Origin of the sequence: Parasphingorhabdus halotolerans (assembly GCF_012516475.1) — a bacterium.
GTDB lineage: Bacteria > Pseudomonadota > Alphaproteobacteria > Sphingomonadales > Sphingomonadaceae > Parasphingorhabdus > Parasphingorhabdus halotolerans.
Map to the genome: position 1 here is coordinate 1,354,754 of NZ_CP051217.1, position 20,540 is coordinate 1,375,293.

The 20,540-nt window shown below is 55.0% G+C and carries 21 protein-coding genes; 13 read left to right on the plus strand and 8 right to left on the minus strand.

Annotated elements, in window-relative coordinates; translation table 11 throughout:
* Positions 1–16 precede the first annotated feature (16 nt).
* The 4 genes from HF685_RS06500 to HF685_RS06515 all read left to right on the plus strand — a co-directional run bounded on the left by HF685_RS06500 (position 17) and on the right by HF685_RS06515 (position 2,879).
* Entirely contained in the window at positions 17–214 is a 198-nt protein-coding gene (locus HF685_RS06500) for a hypothetical protein (protein ID WP_168818812.1), read from the plus strand.
* Complete coding sequence (gene hemW, locus HF685_RS06505) at positions 214–1,398, plus strand: radical SAM family heme chaperone HemW (RefSeq protein ID WP_168818813.1); 1,185 nt, start codon at positions 214–216, stop codon at positions 1,396–1,398. The genes HF685_RS06500 and hemW overlap by 1 nt, the downstream gene beginning before the upstream one ends.
* A gap of 195 nt (positions 1,399–1,593) precedes the next feature.
* Positions 1,594–2,493 (plus strand): tyrosine recombinase XerC, encoded by a 900-nt coding sequence (locus HF685_RS06510; protein WP_168818814.1) that lies wholly within the window; start codon positions 1,594–1,596, stop codon positions 2,491–2,493.
* A gap of 74 nt (positions 2,494–2,567) precedes the next feature.
* Complete coding sequence (locus tag HF685_RS06515; protein ID WP_168818815.1) at positions 2,568–2,879, plus strand: GIY-YIG nuclease family protein; 312 nt, start codon at positions 2,568–2,570, stop codon at positions 2,877–2,879.
* A 270-nt stretch (positions 2,880–3,149) separates the two neighbouring features.
* On the opposite strand, the gene HF685_RS06520 is transcribed toward HF685_RS06515, so the two are convergent.
* The 4 genes from HF685_RS06520 to rsmI all read right to left on the minus strand — a co-directional run bounded on the left by HF685_RS06520 (position 3,150) and on the right by rsmI (position 5,711).
* A complete protein-coding gene (locus HF685_RS06520) occupies positions 3,150–3,413 on the minus strand; it encodes a hypothetical protein (protein ID WP_168818816.1) in 264 nt (87 codons plus the stop codon).
* On the minus strand, positions 3,413–4,363 hold the full coding sequence (gshB, locus tag HF685_RS06525; RefSeq protein WP_168818817.1) for a glutathione synthase: 951 nt from the start codon (positions 4,361–4,363) through the stop codon (positions 3,413–3,415). The genes HF685_RS06520 and gshB overlap by 1 nt, the downstream gene beginning before the upstream one ends.
* 117 nt (positions 4,364–4,480) lie before the next feature.
* Positions 4,481–4,834: a YraN family protein gene (locus HF685_RS06530; RefSeq protein ID WP_168818818.1), complete on the minus strand. Its 354-nt coding sequence runs from the start codon at positions 4,832–4,834 to the stop codon at positions 4,481–4,483.
* A gap of 37 nt (positions 4,835–4,871) precedes the next feature.
* Positions 4,872–5,711 carry a 16S rRNA (cytidine(1402)-2'-O)-methyltransferase gene (rsmI, locus tag HF685_RS06535; RefSeq protein WP_168818819.1) on the minus strand — a complete coding sequence of 280 codons (840 nt, stop codon included), beginning with the start codon at positions 5,709–5,711 and terminating at the stop codon, positions 4,872–4,874.
* A 9-nt stretch (positions 5,712–5,720) separates the two neighbouring features.
* Here rsmI and HF685_RS06540 point away from each other — a divergent pair, with 9 nt between their 5' ends.
* Positions 5,721–6,911: a penicillin-binding protein activator gene (locus HF685_RS06540; RefSeq protein WP_168818820.1), complete on the plus strand. Its 1,191-nt coding sequence runs from the start codon at positions 5,721–5,723 to the stop codon at positions 6,909–6,911.
* A 94-nt stretch (positions 6,912–7,005) separates the two neighbouring features.
* On the opposite strand, the gene fsa is transcribed toward HF685_RS06540, so the two are convergent.
* Together fsa and HF685_RS06550 are read right to left on the minus strand one after the other, a co-directional pair.
* Positions 7,006–7,659 (minus strand): fructose-6-phosphate aldolase, encoded by a 654-nt coding sequence (fsa, locus tag HF685_RS06545; protein ID WP_168818821.1) that lies wholly within the window; start codon positions 7,657–7,659, stop codon positions 7,006–7,008.
* A 124-nt stretch (positions 7,660–7,783) separates the two neighbouring features.
* A complete protein-coding gene (locus HF685_RS06550; RefSeq protein WP_168818822.1) occupies positions 7,784–8,461 on the minus strand; it encodes a DUF4197 domain-containing protein in 678 nt (225 codons plus the stop codon).
* A gap of 76 nt (positions 8,462–8,537) precedes the next feature.
* On the opposite strand from HF685_RS06550, the gene HF685_RS06555 reads away from it, so the two are divergent.
* Together HF685_RS06555 and HF685_RS06560 are read left to right on the plus strand one after the other, a co-directional pair.
* Complete coding sequence (locus HF685_RS06555; protein WP_168818823.1) at positions 8,538–10,715, plus strand: primosomal protein N'; 2,178 nt, start codon at positions 8,538–8,540, stop codon at positions 10,713–10,715.
* A gap of 146 nt (positions 10,716–10,861) precedes the next feature.
* Positions 10,862–12,403, plus strand: a complete 1,542-nt coding sequence (locus tag HF685_RS06560) for a trypsin-like peptidase domain-containing protein (protein WP_168818824.1) — start codon at positions 10,862–10,864, stop codon at positions 12,401–12,403.
* A gap of 48 nt (positions 12,404–12,451) precedes the next feature.
* Here the strand turns inward: HF685_RS06560 and HF685_RS06565 are convergent, their stop codons facing one another.
* A complete protein-coding gene (locus HF685_RS06565; RefSeq protein WP_168818825.1) occupies positions 12,452–13,123 on the minus strand; it encodes a nitroreductase in 672 nt (223 codons plus the stop codon).
* A 182-nt stretch (positions 13,124–13,305) separates the two neighbouring features.
* Between HF685_RS06565 and HF685_RS06570 the strand changes: the two genes are divergently transcribed.
* The gene (locus HF685_RS06570) at positions 13,306–13,479 is read left to right on the plus strand and encodes a hypothetical protein (protein WP_168818826.1); all 174 of its coding nucleotides are present in this window, start codon (positions 13,306–13,308) and stop codon (positions 13,477–13,479) included.
* Between the two features lie 239 nt (positions 13,480–13,718).
* Positions 13,719–14,501, plus strand: coding sequence for a DUF2189 domain-containing protein (locus HF685_RS06575; protein WP_168818827.1), 783 nt, complete (start codon positions 13,719–13,721; stop codon positions 14,499–14,501).
* 22 nt (positions 14,502–14,523) lie between these two features.
* Here HF685_RS06575 and ada read toward each other — a convergent pair whose 3' ends face one another.
* On the minus strand, positions 14,524–15,543 hold the full coding sequence (gene ada / locus HF685_RS06580) for a bifunctional DNA-binding transcriptional regulator/O6-methylguanine-DNA methyltransferase Ada (RefSeq protein ID WP_168818828.1): 1,020 nt from the start codon (positions 15,541–15,543) through the stop codon (positions 14,524–14,526).
* Between the two features lie 463 nt (positions 15,544–16,006).
* On the opposite strand from ada, the gene HF685_RS06585 reads away from it, so the two are divergent.
* From HF685_RS06585 to atpD, 4 genes are read left to right on the plus strand one after another with little or no spacing between them, the layout of a single operon-like run.
* Positions 16,007–16,561 carry a F0F1 ATP synthase subunit delta gene (locus HF685_RS06585; protein WP_168818829.1) on the plus strand — a complete coding sequence of 185 codons (555 nt, stop codon included), beginning with the start codon at positions 16,007–16,009 and terminating at the stop codon, positions 16,559–16,561.
* A 34-nt stretch (positions 16,562–16,595) separates the two neighbouring features.
* Positions 16,596–18,125, plus strand: a complete 1,530-nt coding sequence (gene atpA / locus HF685_RS06590; RefSeq protein WP_168818830.1) for a F0F1 ATP synthase subunit alpha — start codon at positions 16,596–16,598, stop codon at positions 18,123–18,125.
* Positions 18,126–18,155: 30 nt separating this feature from the next.
* Positions 18,156–19,031, plus strand: coding sequence for a F0F1 ATP synthase subunit gamma (locus HF685_RS06595; protein WP_168818831.1), 876 nt, complete (start codon positions 18,156–18,158; stop codon positions 19,029–19,031).
* A gap of 25 nt (positions 19,032–19,056) precedes the next feature.
* Positions 19,057–20,502, plus strand: coding sequence for a F0F1 ATP synthase subunit beta (gene atpD / locus HF685_RS06600; protein WP_168818832.1), 1,446 nt, complete (start codon positions 19,057–19,059; stop codon positions 20,500–20,502).
* The last annotated feature ends 38 nt before the right edge of the window (positions 20,503–20,540 follow it).

Here is a 20,540-nt window from a genome sequence, read left to right on the forward strand (position 1 = left end):
TCGGCGGCGGGTTGGAGTGGGGGTAGGTGCGGGTGCCGGAGCGGGTGTCGGCGCGGGCGCAGGTCCCGGCGGGGTATTCGGGGGCGCGGATGGTGGCAATGTGACCGCAGGTGGCGCGCTCGCCGAACCACCGCCTCCGCCGCCACCACAACCAACCAAAAGCGCGACCATTGCCGCTTGCATGATAATCCGGGGAAACCTAGTGCTGCTGTGATGCTCCATGACCCGTCCTCTACCGTTGCTTCCAAGCTGACCGATGCAGGCGGACTAGCGCTCTACATCCACTGGCCATTTTGCGTTTCAAAATGTCCCTATTGCGACTTCAACAGCCATGTCCGCGATGCTATTGATAACGAGGCATGGCTTACCGCGCTAATTTTTGACCTGAAGCATGAACATAAAGTTAATCCGGGTCCGCAACTCAGCTCGATATTTTTCGGCGGTGGCACTCCATCGCTGATGCCACCTCGGCTCGTCGCAAAACTGATTCAAGAGGCGGACCGGCTATGGGGATTGAGTGAGGCTTGCGAGATCACTTTGGAGGCCAATCCATCATCGGTAGAGGCGGCGCGCTTCGCTGATCTGGCAGCCGCAGGGGTTAACCGGGTTTCATTGGGATTACAGTCATTTGATAATCAAACTTTAGAGTTTCTCGGCCGTGCCCATGATGTCGATGAAGGTTTGGCTGCGCTTGCCACCGCGCAAGCAAATTTCAAGCGCGTCAGTTTCGACCTGATTTATGCACGGCCCGGCCAATCCGTCGAAAATTGGCGCTCTGAACTGGAACGCGCGCTGGCTTTTGGCACGGATCATCTGTCGCTCTATCAGCTCACCATCGAGCCGGGGACGCGGTTTGAAACCCTTGTCCGCACCGGCGCGCTGATCCCCGCCGATGATGACCATTGCGCCGATCTGTTTGAACTGACGCAGGAGATAACGGCTGCGGCTGGCCTCCCCGCTTATGAGATTAGCAATCATGCCAGGCCCGGTCAGGAGAGCCGCCACAATCTGACCTACTGGCGCTATGAGGATTATATCGGTATCGGCCCCGGCGCGCATGGGCGGCGGCTGGAGACGGCTACGGAGCGGCATAAGAAGCCGGAGAATTTCCTGTCGGCTGTTGAGCGTAATGGCAACGGTTTGAAGGTTGAGCAGGCGCTGTCCTCGCAGGTGCGGGCGATGGAGGCGCTGATGATGGGGTTGCGGCTGGCAGAGGGTGTTGATTTGGCCGCGCTGGAAGCGAAGACGGGATTGGCCAGATCGCAAATGATTGATGATAAAGCGGTCCAGCGGTTGACTGAATTGGGCCTTGTTTCCCAAACCGATGATCGATTGACCGTTTCACCAAAGGGCATGCCCCTGCTCGATGGCATTTTACCCGAGATTATCGCTATCTAAAAATCCTATCCCCTAGAGGGAGAGGACAAGTGAAACTTACCAGCTTGCTGGTTAGCGAAACGCGGTGAGGGGTAAGCGACAGAAATACCCCTCACCGACTCCGACTAGGAAACAAGTTTCCAAGTCTCTGTAGTCCTCTCCCTCAAGGGGAGAGGAAATTTGGATATTGATTCCGAGTCTGCTAGATTCCGTAGCATGGTTAGCACGAACGCCATCATTGAAGGTTTCTCCGCCTACCTGCGCGATGGTCGACGGCGTTCGGATCATACCGTCCGGGCCTATGTCACTACAGCGGAACGGTTCTGCGGATTTCTGATGGAGCATCTCGGCGGCAATGTCGGCGCGGCAGAGATAAAGGCACTCAAACAAGCAGATTTCCGCTCCTATCTCGCCTATCGCCGGGCGGATGGTCTGACCAACAACAGCGCCGCTCGAGAACTGTCAGCATTACGCGCCTTCCTCAAACACGTCGGCGGAGACGAGACGCAGATACCCAAAATCAAAGGCCCCAAAGTCACCCGCGGCGTTCCCCGCCCCGCTTCGCCCGACGACATCATCGCACTGGCGCAAGATACGCAGGACAGCGCCAGTGAAGACTGGATCGGCGCGCGCGATTGGGCGGTATTGTTGTTGCTCTATGGATCAGGCCTGCGGATCAGCGAGGCGCTGGATCTGACCGGCGATGCCCTGCCGCTGTCCGATGTGCTGCGCGTTACCGGCAAGCGTGGCAAGACACGTATCGTGCCTTTGCTCCCCAAGGTGCGCGTGGCGATTGAGCATTATATCGACCTCTGCCCTCATGTGATGGAGCCGGAGAAAGCGATATTTCGCGGCAAACGCGGCGGGCCGCTATCGCCCAACCTGATCCGCCGGGTTGTGCAACAAGCGCGGACCAAACTCGGCATTTCCGACAAGACCACGCCCCATGCCCTGCGCCACAGCTTTGCGACGCATTTGCTAGCGGGCGGCGCCGATTTGCGAAGTTTGCAGGAATTACTGGGCCACGCGAGCCTGAGCTCGACGCAAGTTTATACGGCGGTCGATGCTGCGCATTTGCTGGATGTGTATAACAACGCGCATCCCAGGGCAGGTTGATTGAGGCCTAAACTGTCAATGCCAATCCCACTTTCGTCATTCCCGCGAAAGCGGGAACCCAGTAAACGAAACGGATGCCAAAAGCGTTTCAACCCACAGTCTATATCCTCGCATCGAAGAGAAACGGCACACTTTATGTTGGTGTTACATCCGATCTGATGAAACGCATTTTCGAGCACCGCAATGGCACCTTTTCTGGTTTTACTAAACAATATGATGTTAAAACGCTGGTGTGGCTTGAACAGCACGCGACCATGGAAAGCGCAATAATTCGTGAAAAACGCATCAAGCAGTGGAACCGGGCGTGGAAACTGGAATTGATCGAAAAGGATAATCCGGACTGGCGTGATCTGGCCGAAGAATTGGGCTTTGACGCGCTAGTGTGAATGCGTTTTCTTTTAGACTGGGTCCCCGCTTTCGCGGGGATGACGAAAATGGATACACTTCCAGCGCCGTCCTTCTGGCATCACCGTCATTCCCGCGAACGCGGGAACCCAGATCGAGAGGGCGACATCCCTCACCGAGTGCGACTGGGTCCATTCGGACCAAGCCTTAGTTGCCTCTCCCTATGGGAGAGGATTAGAGTGCTGGTCGATGCGGCTCATTTGCTGGATGTTTATAACAACGCGCATCTTTGGGCTGGGCGATCTAACACACTAAGCTTCGTAAATTTTTCGTCTAGCAACCGCTTTTAGCTTCTCAAGATCTTCGATCAATTCATCTATGTGATGACAAAATTCCGTTGCATCTTCAGCATCACAAGTGAGGCAAATCACGCCATCCTTATCTTCGAATCCGTTGGGTTTGATCCATTCGCGGAGCCTGACGTGATATCCAGTGTAGGGATGGGTTCCACATCCGTATTGAACCGGAAATAATTCAAAGACTTTTGTATCTTCCAATTTGTTAAAATCGACCATCACCCCACCCTCGCTTCAATCGCATCCCAGATCATCCCCGGCGTATCCGTGCCGTTGAAATTATCAATCGCGACAATTCCGGTCGGCGAGGTCACGTTGATCTCGGTCAGCCATTTGCCGCCGATCACGTCGATGCCGACGAAGATCAGGCCGAGCCGTTTCAGGTCCGGCCCCATCGCTGCGCAGATTTCTTTTTCTCGGTCCGTTAGCACCGCCGGTTCGGCATAGCCGCCTTGCGCCAGGTTGCTGCGAAATTCGCCTTCGCCGGGTTTGCGGTTGATCGCGCCGGCCACTTCGCCGTCGATCAGCACGATGCGTTTGTCGCCTTCATGCACTTCGGGAAGAAACGGCTGGACCATATGCGGCTCTGGCCATGTCTGGTTAAAAACCTCGAATAAAGCACTCAAATTGCTGCCATCTTCTGGCACAAGAAAAATCGCTTTGCCGCCATTGCCGTGCAGCGGTTTGACCACAATGCCGCCATGTTCGGCCTGAAAGGCGCGCACTTCGTCAAGGTCGCGGGTGATCAGCGTGGGCGGCATAAATTGCGCGTAGTCGAGCACATAGACCTTCTCCGGCGCATTACGAACGGAGACGGGATTGTTGACCACCAGAGTCTCGCCTTCGATGCGTTCCAGCAAATGCGTTGCGGTGATATAACCAACATGAAAGGGCGGATCCTGCCGCATCAGCACGACATCGACATCGCTGCCGAGGTCGAGCTTTACCGGATCGCCAAAGGTGAAATGGTCACCCTTGACCGGCCGCACCGTCACCGGACGGGCGGGCGTCGTCAGGCGGCCATTGGCGTGGAGCGTGAGGCCCTTTACATCGTAATGGAATATCTGGTGGCCGCGTTTCTGGGCGGAGAGCATCAAGGCAAAGCTGCTGTCGCCCGCGATATTCACGGTCTCCATCGGGTCCATTTGTACGGCGATTTTCAGGGTCATTCGGGGTCCTTATCCAATCAGTTCGTCATTGCGAGCAAAGCGAAGCAATCCAGAGTTTCGCTCACCGCTCTGGATTGCTTCGTCGCTACGCTTCTCGCAATGACGATGCAATATTGTTCAAAAACCGTGCCATACATTTACCAGATGGATAGGCTTGCGGCGCGGCGCAACCAAAATTACGTCGATCCGCATATCTTCCCCTTTCGGGCAATATTCGGGATAGAGAATTTCCGCCGCCGCCGCGACCCGCGCGAGCCGTCTTTGGTCAATGCTGGTCTCCAGGTCTTCCATCTTGGTGCGGCCCTTCACTTCTATAAACGCCACCAGCCCGAAGCGCCTGGCGATTAAATCCACTTCGCCACGCGGCGTCCGCACCCGTTCCGCCAATATCCGCCAGCCGTGCATGCGCAGCCAGCGCGCTGCGGTCTTTTCTGCATGGCGGCCGCGCTTTTCTGCTGCTTCCCGTTTCACAACGCCATTACCGTTCGTCCTGAGAGTGGATCGCAGATCACTTTTCCGCTTTCCAGCGGTTCGTCAGTTCGTAGAGTTCCTTGCGGTCGGCCCCAAATTTCCGCGCCACTTCTCCCGCCGCTTTGGATGCGGGCAAACGCTCCAGCGCCTCATGCAATGCCTGCTCGATATCCGCTGCACTGGCCGGGCCAGCCGCCTCCGGTGGGCCGATCACCACCACAATCTCGCCCTTGGGCTTTTCGCTGGAATAGCGCTGGGCCAATTCGTCCAGAGATCCCGTCATCGTTTCTTCGAACTTCTTGGTAATTTCGCGAATAACGGCACCCCGCCGATTTCCCAAAACGCCTAGCGCATCAACCAGCATAGCGCCAAGGCGCGCGCCATTTTCATAAAAAACCAGGGTCGCTCTAATCGCGCTTAATTCTTCCAGCGTTTCGCGCCGCGCTTTGGTTCTATTGGCCAGAAACCCCTCAAACAGGAACCGGTCACTGGGTAATCCCGACAGTGTCAATGCAGCGATCACCGCGCTCGCGCCGGGAATCGTAGTCACATAAAGTTCTGACATTCGGGCATCGCGAACCAGTTTGTAGCCCGGATCAGAGACCAGCGGCGTACCGGCATCGCTGACCAGTGCGACAATTTTACATCTAACAGCATCCAAAATTTTTGCGCGGTCATGCTCGCCCTTGTGGTCGTTATAGACGACCATTTTCGACTTTATTCCTATATGATTCAAAAGCTTGCCGGTCACTCTTGTATCTTCGACTAAAATAATATCCGCTTGTTCAAGGATATGCCGGGCGCGTTGCGACAAATCTCCGAGGTTGCCGATTGGGGTGGCAACGATATACAGACCGGGTTGCAATGGAGAGGACATAAGCGGGTCATGGCAGAAAAGATAAAACTAGAACAGAGCGAAACCAGACGGCGGAGTTTGCTCAAATGGGCGGGCGTGTCGTCCATCGTTTTTCTGGCGGGCTGCCAATCGATTGTGCCGCGCGGTGCCGAACCACCGCCTCCGCCAACGGCGGCACCCACCCCCGCGCCGGTCACCGCCGGTATTCCGACCGACCAGACCCATCACAGGATTGCTCTGCTGGTTCCACTCTCGGGCAATAACGCCGGCGTGGGCCAGTCGCTGGCAAATGCCACAACGATGGCTTTACTGGATACCAAAGCGGAAAATATCCGTATGACCAGCTATGACACCGCCAAAGGCGTGACCGCCGCTGCCCAGCAGGCAATCCGGGACGGCAACAAGCTGATCATCGGGCCACTGCTGAGCGACAATGTTGTCGCGACTGCGAATATCGCGCGGCCAGCCGGCGTGCCGATTTTGAGCTTCTCCAATGATGCGGGCGCGGCAGGCAATAATGTATTCCTGCTCGGGCATATTCCCTCGCAATCGATCGAACGTGTCATCGATTATTCCAAATCCAAAGGTATGACGCGATTTGCTGCGCTCGTTCCCAATGGCGTCTATGGCCAGCGGGCCTCCTCGACGCTGCTCCGCAAGGTCCGGGATGTTGGCGGCACGGTGGTTTCGGTCCAGACTTATAATCGCGATGCCAATTCGGTCGAGGCGGCGACGCGCAAGCTGGCGCAAAACGGTGATTTTCAAGCGGTATTGATCGCAGATAACGGCGACATGGCGATCAAGGCGGCACCCTATATTCGCAAAAATGCGAGCAGCAGCGCGCAGATTCTGGGCACAGATTTATGGAACACAAGCAGCAAACTGGCTGGCTCTGCGACCATGCGTGGTGCCTGGTTTGCGAGTGTTTCTGATGGCCTGTACCGGCAATATGCCGACAAATACCGTGCCCGCTATGGCACCGCGCCGTTCCGGCTTTCAAGCTTGGGCTATGATTCGGTGCTGCTGACCGTGAAAGTCGCGCAAAACTGGAAAGTTGGCACGCCGTTCCCGATCAATCAACTGACGGACAAAGGCGGATTTATTGGGCTTGATGGCGTATTCCGGTTCATGCCAAACGGCATTTCCGAGCGTGCGCTGGAAGTGCAGGAAGTGCGGGCGGGAAGCTTTGGCGTGGTAGACCCTGCGCCTAAGGGGTTTTAGCGAAACAATCGTCATCCTGGACTTGTTTCAGCATCTCATGCCGTAACCAGATCAACGCGATCCTGAAACAAGTTCAACATGAAAATAAGTTAAGTCAGCCGATATTCTGCCCGGTATCTTTCCAGTCCGCCAGAAATCCTTCAATGCCCTTGTCCGTCAGCACATGCTTGAACAGACCGCGGATAACATTGGGCGGCATGGTCGCGACATCTGCGCCGATGCGCGCTGATTCCAGCACGTGGATGGGATGGCGGATCGAGGCGACGAGAATTTCTGTTTCAAAGGCATAATTGTCATAGATCAGGCGGATATCATCAATCAGCTTCATGCCATCCAGGCCGTTGTCATCATGCCGGCCAACGAAAGGTGAGATAAACGAGGCACCAGCCTTCGCCGCCAGCAGCGCCTGATTAGCCGAGAAGCAAAGCGTGACATTGACCATCGTGCCCTCGCTGGCGAGCGCCTTGCAGGTCTTGAGACCGTCAATGGTCAGCGGCACCTTGATGCAGACATTGTTCGCGATTTTGCGCAGCACTTCGGCCTCTTTCATCATCGTCTCATGATCGAGCGCAACGACTTCGGCAGAAACCGGGCCGTCAGTGAGACCGCAAATTTCCTTAGTGACTTCCATGATATCCCGACCCGATTTTTTGATCAGCGACGGGTTGGTGGTCACGCCATCGACCATACCTGTTGCGGCGAGATCGGCGATTTCGGCGGTATCGGCGGTATCAACAAAGAATTTCATCGGATTGGACTCCAAGGTCTGACGATTTTGTGAGTTTCGCGAGTGGACTAACGCCTTTCACCGATCCGCGAAACAGCGAGACCAATTTATCTGTGCAGAAACCTGTGGACAGGCTGGGGGAATTTTACTTCGTCAGCCCGAACACGGCAATCAGCAGCGGATCATTGGTCGCGCGAGGATTGGCGCGGATGGCTTCTTCCTGCGCGCCAATCGAACGGAAGATTGCATCATTGGCCTTATTGGTAATATCGTTGCTGATGCTGCTGAAATCAACACCGGAAGCTTGCGAAAGCACCAGATTGATAATCTCGTTGTCAAACAGCTTCAGGCCATTACCCACGCCGGGCAACATCCGGTCCACCAGCGTATTGCCGAGCTGGCCTTGCAAAAGACGGGTTGCAGCGCGCGGGCCGCCGCTGATGATCGCGGCGGCATCGGCAATGCTCATATTGCGGATGGTGTCAGCGACTATCGGCGCGGCGAGTTCCGCACCTTTTTCCGCCGCGCGGTTGACCTGCTTGAGCAAACGGTCCTGAATCGGTTTGGAGCGCAGCAGCGCCGAGGCAATGCTGGTGACGCGGGAACCGCCAAGCGAATCCGGTACAGTGAGGCGCGCAACCTGACTGTCGAAGAAACCATTGGGTTGCAGCAATTCGGCGAACGCATTTTGTGATGAGATAGTAAGCAATCGCTTGATCGCTTCGGTGAGGCTCAATCCCGGAAGGCTCGCACAGCCCGGCAAAGCAAGCAGACTGGCGGCAGCGCCGGTTACAAGAAAACTACGGCGATCAATATGGTGCATGGTCCCACTTTCCAAATTCGTCTTACGTCGCATAGCAGTTGATGACGAAATCACAAACCGCACCTATACACGCCCAATGAATCGTGACCACTCCAGAGTCAGAGTTCTTCTCCTCAACGCCGCCTTGGGTCCGCTCGACTACAGCGTTCCTGAAGGGATGCATGTGGAATATGGCTCTATCGTGATGGCCCCGCTAGGTCCGCGTAAAATTCCAGGCGTGGTCTGGGAAGCTGAGCGTTTTCCGGCGGATGAAATTGATGCGAACAAGCTGCGTCCTATTCTCGAAGTGCGGGAATTGCCGCCTCTATCTGCACCATTGCGGCGGCTGATCGAATGGACGGCGCAATATTATTTCGCCTCGCCAGCGTCGGTCTTGCGGATGGTGCTCTCCAGCGGGGCGGCCTTTTCTGACAAACGGCCAATTGTGGAATATCAACTCAACGGCAATGTTCCTGACCGGATGACGCCGCAACGCGAACAGGTGTTTGCAAAACTGGTCGACGTGCAAGGCACGATCAGCGAACTCGCCTATAAGGCCGATGTGTCTATTGCGGTAATCCGGGGGCTGGAAAAGCTGGGTGCCTTTGATCGCAGCGAAGTCTCCGCGTTTTCAAATATCTCGCCACCACAACCAGATTTCGCCAAGGTCGATTTAAGTCAGGACCAATTGGCAGTCAGCACCGTATTGAGGGACGCGGTGAAAGCCCGTGCCTTCAAACCCTATTTGCTCGACGGTGTTACCGGATCGGGTAAAACCGAGGTCTATTTTGAGGCTGTCGCAGAGGCCTTGCGGCAGGACCGTCAGACATTGGTTTTGCTCCCAGAAATCGCTCTGACCGAGCCGTTTCTGGATCGGTTCAAAGCGCGTTTTGGCACTGAACCCGTGTCTTGGCATAGCGGTCTCAAGCAGTCCGAGCGGAAACGGAATTGGCAGACGCTCGCATCCGGCGAAGCCAAAGTCGTCGTCGGTGCGCGCTCGGCTTTGTTCCTGCCCTACAAAAATCTCGGTCTCATCATTGTCGATGAGGCGCATGAAAACAGCTTCAAACAGGAAGACGGTGTGCGCTATCATGCCCGCGATGTTGCTGTGATGCGCGGGCTACACGAGAAAATTCCCGTTGTGCTGGCATCGGCAACGCCTGCCATTGAAAGCCGCCATCAGGTTGAGCAGGGCAATTATGAGCAGCTCGTTCTCCCGGCACGGTTTGGCGGAGCGACCATGCCGGAAATCGAGGCGCTTGATCTGACACAGGATGTTCCACCCAAAGGCTCGTGGCTCGCGCCCACGCTGGTCAACGCGCTGGAGGAAAATCTCGAAAAGGGCGAGCAAAGCCTGCTCTTTCTTAACCGCCGGGGCTTTGCGCCGCTGACGTTGTGCCGCACTTGCGGCCACCGGATTCAATGTCCCAATTGCACGGCATGGATGGTTGAACACCGCCTCACCCGCCGCCTCGCCTGTCATCATTGTGGCCATGTGATGCCGCAGCCGGACAAATGCCCGGAATGCGAAGATGAGGATAGCCTGGTTGCTTGCGGCCCCGGCGTCGAACGAATTTGCGATGAAGTAAAAATGCTGTTTCCGCAGGCGCGCACGGCTATTGTTACATCCGACACCATCTGGTCCCCCGCCAAGGCCGCTGATTTCGTCCACCAGATGGAAGCGGGCGGAATTGATATCGTGGTTGGCACACAGCTGGTGACCAAAGGCTATCACTTCCCCAATCTTACACTCGTCGGTGTGGTGGATGCCGATATTGGATTGGAAGGCGGCGATCTGCGCGCAGCTGAACGCAGCTTCCAGCAAATCGCTCAGGTTTCAGGCCGCGCAGGCCGCGCAGAAAAACCGGGGCATGTTTATATACAAACCCGGATGCCGAATGCGCCGGTCATCCAAGCACTGGTCGAAGGCGACCGCGACGGGTTTTATGAAGCAGAAACAGAATCCCGCCGCGCTGCCGGTGCGCCGCCCTTCGCAAGGCTGGCGGCGATTATTGTTTCGTCGGAAGACAATAGCGAGGCGATGGAAACCGCCCGGCTGATCGGCCAGACCGCACCCAAAGTCGATGGCTTTAATGTCTATGGCCCCGCTCCTGCGCCGCTCTCCATGTTGCGCGGTCGCCACCGGCACCGGCTGCTGGTCCACGCCTATCGCTCGGTGGATCTCCAGCACATCATGCGCGAATGGCTGGTGAAACTGGAATGGCCAAGAGCCGTGCGGGTCGGGGTGGATGTTGATCCTTATAGTTTCGTGTAGGCAATAATAAGCAGAAATATTCCGTTCGCCCTGAGCCTGTCGAAGGGTCGTTTTATCCGCTACCGATCGTACTTCGACAAGCTCGGCACGAACGGCCATAGAAATTGCCTTTGAAAAACCCGATCATTTGAAGCATGAGTCGTACCATGATCAAAAAGCTAATATTGTTTGTCACCATCATCAGCGCAACCCTTCTCACCGGTCCCGCGCAAGCTGACCCCGCCGATATAAGCGCAGCGAGCCGTTCGGTTGTGCGGGTTGTGCTCGCGGCTAAAGATGGCAACAAAGTCGCATTTGTTGGCCATGGCAGCGGCTTTGCCGTCGCGCCGGACAAGATTGTCACCAATGCCCACGTGATTGAAATCGCCCGGCAGGAGCCCTCCGTAGTGATTGGCATTATCCCCTCGCAGGGCGGAAAAAGCTACGGTGGGCGGGTCATTGCTTTTTCACCGGACAATGATCTGGCGCTTATTCAGGTGCTCGATGGCGGGCGTCTGCCGCCGATGACCATTTTCGGCGGGAATGTGGCGGACGGAGCAGATGTGGTTGCCATCGGCTATCCTGGATCCGTGGACCGGGCGCAGGGACTTAATCTTGATGATATGATCACGCCGATGTCTCCGGTGAAAACCCGCGGTTCCATTTCTGGCGGCCGCTCGACCAAGCAATTTGATACTATTCTCCACACAGCGCCAATCGCGAGCGGTAACAGCGGCGGGCCCCTGATCGACAATTGCGGAAGGATACTGGGCGCTAACAGTTTTGGCTCGCTTAGCGATGGCAATGATGCCGAATTCGGTTTTGCCGTTTCTGCGAAGGAAATCTTGTCCTTTCTACGCAAGGCCGGTGTAAAAGTAGGCGCTACCGCTACGCCTTGTCGTTCCGCCGCTGAGATTAGCCGCGAGGAACAGGAACGCGAAAATGCTGAACGCGCCAAGGTCGAGGCATTAGAAAAAGCCGAAACCGCTGAACGAGGAGCCAAGACAGAGAAACTCCGCACTACCGTTTCACAGGACATTATTGCAGAACGGGAGAACCAGATGGCGATTGCGGCGCTCTTGCTTGTTTTGTCGCTGGTTGCCGTCAGTGGCGGTTTCTATCTGATGACCCAATCCAAACGCAATCCGGCGATTGCTGCATTTGGCGGAGCGGCGGTTTTGCTGCTCGGCGCGGTGATTGTATTTCTATCACGCCCTTCGTTTAGCGAGATTGAAGATCGGGTGGCATTGGCCATGAAGGAAGGCAGCGAGAACCAGCAACAGGCCATAACCGTCGCTTCATCGGGTAAATATCAATGCACGATCAATCCCGACCGCAGCCGGATTACCGTATCGCAACAAAATGAACTGCCGCTGGAATGGACGGACGGCGGCTGCGTCAATGGTCGCACCCAATATGGCCGTGACGGTGCGAAATGGTCACGGATTTTTGTGCCTAACGAAGAGCAGACCGTCACCATCAACAGTTTTCAGCCCGACCGCAGCGAATTTACCGAGGAGCGCTATCTGCTGGGACTCGATGCGATGACCAAGGCCCGCGCTATCCGGCAGAAATATGGCAACAAGGCCTGCACGGCAGACGCAAAGGTGTTGGCCGATGTCGAGGATATGGTGAAAGCAATCCGCGCCGAATTACCCGGTTCGGTAAATGAGCGGCTGGTTTACGAGTGCGCGCGGGTGAAGGATTGAACGGTTGCACAATAGCTTCGATAACCAGCGTTCAGAGTTCGGTTAACTTTAAAAACCCACAAATACCGCCGCCTCTTCAATGGGCTTTCGTGTGGAAACCACTGCATTCGCCGGAAAGCTCTCGTCCGGCCAGCCGAGAGCTATGCTTTTCATGATCACTTGATCATCGGCAATACCGGCATGCTCACGCACCACAGGCGATTGCATGATGCCTTGGCTGTTGATGACGGTGCCCAATCCTCGCGACCATGCCGCGTTCACCAGAGCGGTTGCCACAGCGCCGCAATCAAACGGGGTGTCGTCGCTTCCGTCGAGAACGCGGTCATAAGTAATGATCACGCACACCGGCGCATCAAACTGACGGAACCCGCGCATAACCCAATCCTGTCGTGCCTCCTTGTCATCACGTTCGATTTCCATCGCGGAAAACAATTGCTTGGCGACACCGATTTGCCGGTCACGATGCTGCCCCGCAAAGGCCTCGCCGGTTCGGAACTCGCGAGATTGCGGCACGCCGGCCAGCATCCGTTCGGTGTTGCCATTCCTTATCTTTTCCAGCGGTTCACCGGTGATAACATAGAAACTCCAGGGCTGCGTGTTCATCGATGAAGGCGCACGCATCGCCAATCCAATGATTTCTTCGATCAGTTCCCGCGCAACCGGTTCCTGTTTATATCCACGTATGCTGCGGCGACCGAGGACAACTTCATCAAACTGCATTCGTAACTCCATCCTAAAATAATCGATGTTGGCTAGGGTATAAAAATGGATATGAAAACCCCGTACCGATGTTCGGCCAAAATTCCTCGGTCAATAAATAGCGCGCCCGATGTAAATATAGAAAGTTGTTAATCGAAAAAAGAGCTTCGCCGTCTAATGCAGTGGCTATCAGGAGACTCAGAATGAAATTCGTATTACTGGAATCACGCGGCGGCAACTATATGGTCGCAATACAGAATATTGCCTGGCTGCGGACCGGAGAAAATGGCCAAACCAACGTTGGTATGGTTGGCGGATCTCCGCTGCTGGTGACCGGAAGCATTGAGGAAGTGGCGGCGAAAGTTATGGAGGGCTAAGTCAGACCGACCAGCCGACACGATGCACTGTTTTTCCTGCAATCGCTGACTGATCTCAAGCCGATAAAACGGGTGGGGGACCTTGCCTTCCGTAATATTACTTAGCTCATACCGGACCACCTCCTGATAACGGATGCTATATGGATGCTATGCAGCCATGTCCGGGCAAAGATTGATGTCGCGCATGGATTAGAAACATTCCCGCGTGCTGCCGCAGGAGGGCCAGGAAAAAATATGTCATGAGCATAACCAAACAGGCGCCAATCGCTCCGGCAACGGTTGCCAGCGATCTAACCGCAAGTGACCTGCGCGCCGCACTGGCGGCTGGTTGGAGCGACTTCAAAACACATCCGATATTTGGTCTGTTTTTCGCGGCGATCTATGTGCTGGCGGGTGTATTTATCACTTACGCGCTCTTGGAGTGGGGCGAGTTTTTTTGGCTGGTTCTGACTTCAGCAGGGTTTCCGCTATTAGCGCCGTTCACAGCAGTCGGCCTGTACGAAATCAGCCGCCGCCGCGAAGCCGGTATGCCAATGAGCTGGAAAGCGGTCCTCGGAGCGTTGCGCGGGCATGGTGACGAACAAATCATGAGCATGGGCGTGATCCTGTTTGTCGCCTTCGGTTTCTGGCTGCTGGTAGCCCACGGCGTTTTCGCGATCTTTATGGCAGAGGTTGGTACAGGAACCACCCATATCGAATTTTTTACAACCGCCCCGGGGCTGGCGATGCTGGTAGTGGGTAGTATGGTCGGCGGGCTTATGGCGCTGGCCTTTTACGCCATCACGGTGGTCAGCCTGCCGATGCTGGTTGATCGGGAAGTCGATTTTATCACCGCTATTATTGTCAGTCTGGCGACGGTTCGGTCAAACAAGTTCGTATTGCTGGGCTGGGCGGTCTTTATCGCGGTGGCATTGTTTGTAGCGATGATCCCGGGGTTTCTGGGGCTGTTTATTGTGCTGCCGGTTCTGGGGCATGCGACCTGGCATTTGTATAAGCGGGCGGTGAGCCATCCCAGCGCTTAACGTCGGGAAATAGTAAAATATACTATATCCTCTCCTTCTCCAACAACTTCTCTTTAATCTCCAACCCATAAGCATAACCACCCATCGTCCCGTCACTGCGCACCACACGGTGGCAGGGGATCAGCACGGCGACATTATTGGCACCGTTGGCGCTTCCCACCGCGCGGACCGCTTTGGGTTTGCCGATGGCGGCGGCAATATGAGCATAGCTGCGGGTTTCGCCTTCGGGTATTTTGCGGAGTTCCTGCCAGACGGCTTCCTGAAAGGCGGTGCCCGCCACATCGAGCGGGATGTTGTGGGGACGACCGGGCATTTCGACTTGCGCGATGACATCGCCGAGCAATTTTTGAAGTTCATCGCCGCCCTGCAGCAGATCGGCTTTCGGGAAGCGCTCGCGCAGTTCCTTATCGCCTTCATTGAACGACAGACAGCAAACGCCTTTGTCGGTTGCGGCAACCATCATCGTGCCGAGCGAGGTTTCGACATTGGCCCAATGTACAACCACCCCTGCCCCGCCGTTTTTCCAAACGCTCGCATTCATACCCATTCTCTTTCCTGCATCTTCGTAAAATCGTGATGCAGACCCATAGCCCGCGTCATATATGGCCTCGGTAACTGTTGCACCGTTCTCTAGCGCATCCTTCACCCGTTCTGACCTTATTGCACGCGCATAGGCTGCTGGCGACAGTCCCGTTTCACGCTTGAATATACGCTGCACATGAGTGGGCGAATAGCCGGTCAGCGCGCCGAGTTCTTCCAGTTTAGGCGCAGTCTCGGCCATGCGGATAACATCGATCACCGCCTTCACTGCCGCATCATCGCGCGCCACATCTTTCGGCAAACAACGCAGACAAGCGCGCAATCCGGCCTCCTCTGCCTGTTCCGGTTTGGCAAAAAAACGCACATTCTCGCGCTTGGGATGACGCGCCGCGCAGGATGGGCGGCAATATATACCTGTGCTCAATACACCAGTGACAAACTTCCCGTCGAAGGACCGGTCGCGATTGGACATTGCCTGCCATGCTGTCTTGTCGTCGATCATATTTACCGTCCGGATTCGTTGTGATTGATGTAGCCTTTTTGACATGCTTCGCACAGAGCCGCTTCCCGTATCTTGCGATCAAAGCAAATGTTTCGGACGAACATTCGTCATTGCGAGCGCAGCGCGGCAATCCAGAGCGTCTTTAAGTCTCTCTGGATTGCCGCGTCGCTCCGCTCCTCGCAATGACGGGAGATGAAAATCCGTTCGCCCTGAGTCCGTCAAGAGGTCTTGGCTAGCATTTTTCGACAGGCTCAGCACGAACAGTGTGATGCGGCGTGATTATCCCGAAAAACTGCCATTTATATAAATCTACAAAATCTTTCCCAAAGCAATCTTGCATCGCAGCAAAATGGTTGCTAGACGCCGCGCATCCGTGGGCGGAATCGCAGGATTTCGGCACATTCCACAGATGAAATCATCAACGGTTTTCAGACCCGATATTCGGTCAGGGAGTATTTAACGCGTGGAGAATTCCAGCGGCATTAGAGCTAGCTTAGCGGGGCGTTACGCCACGGCTTTGTTCGCGCTTGCAGAAGAAAATAAAGCGATTGATAAAGTGGAGGCCAGCCTTGGTACGCTTTCTCAGGTACTCGCCGAATCGGAAGACCTCAGGGCGCTGACCACAAGCCCAGTTCTTTCCCGCGATGCGGCTGGCAAGGCAATTGCCGCCACTGCGAAAAGTTTGAAGCTTGATACGCTGACCACCAATGTTTTGGGTGTGCTCGCGGCCAACCGGCGACTTAACCAGATACCTGCCATGATCCGCGCCTTCTCGACCCTGGCCTCAGGCCATCGCGGTGAAATTACCGCCGAAGTGACCTCGGCTCATCCGCTGGACGACAAACAGATTGATGCGCTCAAAGCGCAGCTCAAAAAACGCGTAGGAAGCGATGTGAGCGTTTCCACCGCTGTTGATCCTTCCATTCTTGGCGGCCTCGTCGTCAAAATTGGCAGCCAGATGATCGACAACTCAATTAAAACCCGTTTGAACACGCTTTCCCAAGCCATGAAAGGCTAATGGCTCAAGCCATAAAGGACTAAAAGGAAGACACATGGATATTCGCGCAGCAGAAATTTCAAAGGTCATCAAGGACCAGATCGCCAACTTCGGTAACGAAGCGCAGGTTTCCGAAGTCGGAACCGTTTTGGCAGTGGGTGACGGTATCGCCCGTATCCACGGTCTCGATCAGGTGCAAGCCGGTGAGATGGTTGAATTTTCCAACGGTATTCAGGGCATGGCGCTGAACCTGGAAGCTGACAATGTCGGCGTTGTGATCTTCGGCTCTGATGCTGAGATTAAAGAAGGCGACGTTGTTAAGCGGACCGGTACGATTGTGGATGTTCCCATTGGTCCGGAATTGCTTGGCCGCGTTGTTGATGGTCTGGGCAATCCTATTGACGGCAAAGGCCCGATCAAAACCAAGAAACGTAGCCGTGTTGAAGTGAAGGCGCCGGGCATTATCCCGCGTAAATCTGTGCACGAGCCTGTGCAAACCGGCCTGAAAGCGCTTGATGCTCTGGTTCCTGTTGGTCGCGGTCAACGCGAATTGATCATTGGTGACCGGCAAACCGGTAAAACCGCTGTTGCGATTGATACCTTCATCAACCAGAAGAACGTCAACGCTGGCGATGACGAGAGCAAAAAGCTCTACTGCATCTATGTTGCCATCGGTCAGAAGCGTTCGACAGTTGCGCAGATTGTTAAGAGCCTCGAAGAAAATGGCGCGATGGAATATACCATCGTTGTTGCCGCCACCGCTTCGGAGCCTGCTCCGTTGCAATATCTCGCGCCTTACACCGGTGTGACGATGGGCGAATATTTCCGCGATAACGGCATGCACGCCTGTATCGTTTATGACGATCTCTCCAAGCAGGCTGTGGCTTACCGCCAGATGTCCTTGCTTCTTCGTCGTCCTCCGGGCCGTGAGGCTTATCCTGGTGACGTTTTCTATCTTCACAGTCGTTTGTTGGAACGTGCCGCGAAGATGAACGAAGACAATGGCTCTGGTTCTTTGACCGCTCTGCCGATCATTGAAACGCAGGCTGGTGACGTTTCGGCGTACATCCCAACCAACGTGATTTCGATTACCGATGGCCAGATTTTCTTGGAAACCGACCTCTTTAACCAAGGCATCCGTCCTGCAATTAACGTGGGTCTATCGGTGTCCCGTGTTGGTTCCGCCGCGCAGACCAAGGCGATGAAGAAAGTGTCCGGTTCGATTAAACTCGATCTTGCGCAATATCGTGAAATGGCCGCGTTTGCGCAGTTTGGTTCCGATCTGGATGCCTCGACACAGAAGTTGCTTTCTCGTGGTGAGCGTTTGACGCAGTTGCTGAAACAAGCACAATATTCGCCTCTTCCATTCGAAGAGCAAACCGCTTCTATCTATGCCGGTACCAATGGTCACCTGGACGGCGTCGCGGTGAATGACGTTGTGCGTTATGAAGAAGCCATGCTTTCTCATATGCGTAATGAGCATGCTGATGTTCTTAAAACGATCCGTGATAGCGGTGACTTGGCAGACGACACCAAAGCATCTCTTGAAGCTGCCCTCGCTGCTTTCGGCAAAACCTTTAGCTAAGCCTGACTAACCCTACGGGAAAGAGAATATATGGCTAATCTTAAGGAACTGAAAGATCGGATCGGGTCGGTTAAATCGACCCAGAAGATCACCAAGGCCAAGCAAATGGTGGCCGCAGCGAAACTGCGCCGCGCGCAGATGGCTGCCGAAGCTGCGCGTCCTTATGCCGAGCAGATGGAAAAGGTGATGGGCAACCTCGCCTCCAAAGTGACGGTGGATGAAAATTCATCGAAGCTGCTGGCCGGCACTGGGAAGAACGACACGCATTTGCTGGTTGTTGCGACTTCTGATCGCGGGCTTTGCGGTGCATTTAATGCGAATATCGTGAAAGAAGCCAAGCTGAAAGCCGACGCGCTTCTTGCTGAAGGCAAGAAGGTTTTGTTCTACATGGTTGGCCGCAAAGGCTTGCCGATCATCAAGCGTCAATATCCCAACCAGATTTTGAAGCATTTCGATACCTCTGCGGTCAAAGCTCCCGGTTTTGAAGAAGCCAAGGCGATTGCGCTGGAACTGACGGGCCTGATTGAAGAAGGCAAATTTGACGTCGCGCATCTGTTTTACGGCAAATTCAAATCGGCATTGGTGCAGGAACCCACGGTTCAGCAGATCATCCCGATTGCAGTCAAAGACGGCGCAGTTGCCGAAGCTGGCGGCGCGGTTGACTATGAGCCCGACGAAGAAGAAATTCTCGCCGAATTGCTCCCGCGCAACCTGACCACGCAGCTATTTGGCGCATTGCTAGAAAATAATGCATCGGAACAAGGCGCGTCGATGACCGCAATGGACAATGCAACCCGCAATGCCGGCGACCTGATCGAAAACCTCACCATCATCTACAACCGCAGCCGTCAGGCCGCGATTACCACCGAATTGATTGAAATTATCGCTGGCGCAGAAGCGCTTTAAAGCATCTACGTAAGGAAGAAGCAAAATGGCAAAAACCAACAATGTAGGCCGCATTTCACAGGTTATCGGCGCTGTCGTCGACGTGACCTTTGATACGGATATCCCGGCAATTCTCTCAGCTTTGGAAACCGACAATAACGGTAACCGGCTCGTGTTAGAAGTTGCACAGCATCTCGGCGAAAACACCGTTCGTACCATCGCAATGGACGCGACCGAAGGTTTGACCCGCGGTCAGGAAGTGACCGCCACCGGCTCGCAGATCCAGATGCCTGTTGGCCCTGAAACACTGGGACGCATCATGAACGTGATTGGGGAACCCATCGACGAACGTGGCCCAATCGGTCACAAGACAACCTCTCCTATTCACGCGCAAGCCCCTGATTTTGTCGACCAGTCCACCGAGAATGAAATTCTGGTGACCGGTATTAAAGTGGTCGACCTGCTAGCCCCTTATGCAAAGGGCGGTAAAATTGGCCTGTTCGGCGGTGCCGGCGTGGGCAAGACCGTGCTTATTCAGGAACTGATCAACAACATTGCAAAAGGCCACGGCGGAACATCCGTGTTCGCCGGTGTTGGTGAGCGTACCCGCGAAGGTAACGATCTCTATCACGAATTTCTCGACGCTGGCGTTATTGCCAAGGATGCCGACGGCAATCCGAAGTCGGAAGGCTCAAAAGTGGCTCTGGTCTTCGGCCAGATGAACGAACCTCCAGGCGCGCGTGCGCGTGTGGCTCTTTCCGGTCTGACACAGGCGGAATATTTCCGTGATGTAGAAGGTCAGGACGTTCTCTTCTTCATCGACAACATCTTCCGCTTCACGCAGGCTGGCTCAGAAGTGTCCGCGCTTCTTGGCCGTATTCCTTCGGCTGTGGGCTATCAGCCTACCCTGTCCACCGACATGGGCGCGTTGCAAGAGCGCATTACCTCCACCAACAAGGGCTCGATTACATCGGTTCAGGCAATTTACGTTCCTGCCGATGACTTGACCGATCCAGCTCCGGCGACTTCCTTTGCCCACTTGGACGCAACCACCGTTTTGAACCGTGCGATTTCAGAGCTGGGCATCTATCCTGCTGTTGATCCGCTCGATTCAACGTCACGTGTTCTGGAACCACGCGTTGTTGGCCAAGAGCATTATGATACGGCCCGCGCTGTTCAGGAAACGCTGCAAAAATATAAGTCTTTGCAGGACATCATCGCCATTCTCGGCATGGACGAGCTTTCCGAAGAAGATAAGCTGGTCGTGCAGCGTGCCCGGAAAATCCAGAAATTCCTGTCGCAACCGTTCCACGTTGCGGAAGTCTTTACCGGCATTCCTGGTAAATTTGTTGATCTGGAAGACACGATCAAATCGTTCAAGGCAGTTGTCGACGGCGAATATGATCACCTTCCCGAAAACGCCTTCTACATGGTCGGCGGCATCGAGGAAGCGATTGAAAAAGGCAAGAAACTGGCTGCGGAAGCGGCTTAATTATTACTCTCTCCCCTTCAGGGGAGAGATACGAAGAC

Bases quoted from the DNA above. Each gene is read 5' to 3' on its own strand.
- hemW (WP_168818813.1), top strand. From the start codon at position 214: ATGCTCCATGACCCGTCCTCTACCGTTGCTTCCAAGCTGACCGATGCA.
- HF685_RS06510 (WP_168818814.1), top strand. From the start codon at position 1,594: ATGGTTAGCACGAACGCCATCATTGAAGGTTTCTCCGCCTACCTGCGC.
- HF685_RS06515 (WP_168818815.1), top strand. From the start codon at position 2,568: ATGCCAAAAGCGTTTCAACCCACAGTCTATATCCTCGCATCGAAGAGA.
- HF685_RS06520 (WP_168818816.1), bottom strand. From the start codon at position 3,413: ATGGTCGATTTTAACAAATTGGAAGATACAAAAGTCTTTGAATTATTT.
- gshB (WP_168818817.1), bottom strand. From the start codon at position 4,363: ATGACCCTGAAAATCGCCGTACAAATGGACCCGATGGAGACCGTGAAT.
- rsmI (WP_168818819.1), bottom strand. From the start codon at position 5,711: ATGTCCTCTCCATTGCAACCCGGTCTGTATATCGTTGCCACCCCAATC.
- HF685_RS06540 (WP_168818820.1), top strand. From the start codon at position 5,721: ATGGCAGAAAAGATAAAACTAGAACAGAGCGAAACCAGACGGCGGAGT.
- fsa (WP_168818821.1), bottom strand. From the start codon at position 7,659: ATGAAATTCTTTGTTGATACCGCCGATACCGCCGAAATCGCCGATCTC.
- HF685_RS06550 (WP_168818822.1), bottom strand. From the start codon at position 8,461: ATGCACCATATTGATCGCCGTAGTTTTCTTGTAACCGGCGCTGCCGCC.
- HF685_RS06555 (WP_168818823.1), top strand. From the start codon at position 8,538: ATGAATCGTGACCACTCCAGAGTCAGAGTTCTTCTCCTCAACGCCGCC.
- HF685_RS06560 (WP_168818824.1), top strand. From the start codon at position 10,862: ATGATCAAAAAGCTAATATTGTTTGTCACCATCATCAGCGCAACCCTT.
- HF685_RS06565 (WP_168818825.1), bottom strand. From the start codon at position 13,123: ATGCAGTTTGATGAAGTTGTCCTCGGTCGCCGCAGCATACGTGGATAT.
- HF685_RS06570 (WP_168818826.1), top strand. From the start codon at position 13,306: ATGAAATTCGTATTACTGGAATCACGCGGCGGCAACTATATGGTCGCA.
- HF685_RS06575 (WP_168818827.1), top strand. From the start codon at position 13,719: ATGAGCATAACCAAACAGGCGCCAATCGCTCCGGCAACGGTTGCCAGC.
- ada (WP_168818828.1), bottom strand. From the start codon at position 15,543: ATGATCGACGACAAGACAGCATGGCAGGCAATGTCCAATCGCGACCGG.
- atpA (WP_168818830.1), top strand. From the start codon at position 16,596: ATGGATATTCGCGCAGCAGAAATTTCAAAGGTCATCAAGGACCAGATC.
- HF685_RS06595 (WP_168818831.1), top strand. From the start codon at position 18,156: ATGGCTAATCTTAAGGAACTGAAAGATCGGATCGGGTCGGTTAAATCG.
- atpD (WP_168818832.1), top strand. From the start codon at position 19,057: ATGGCAAAAACCAACAATGTAGGCCGCATTTCACAGGTTATCGGCGCT.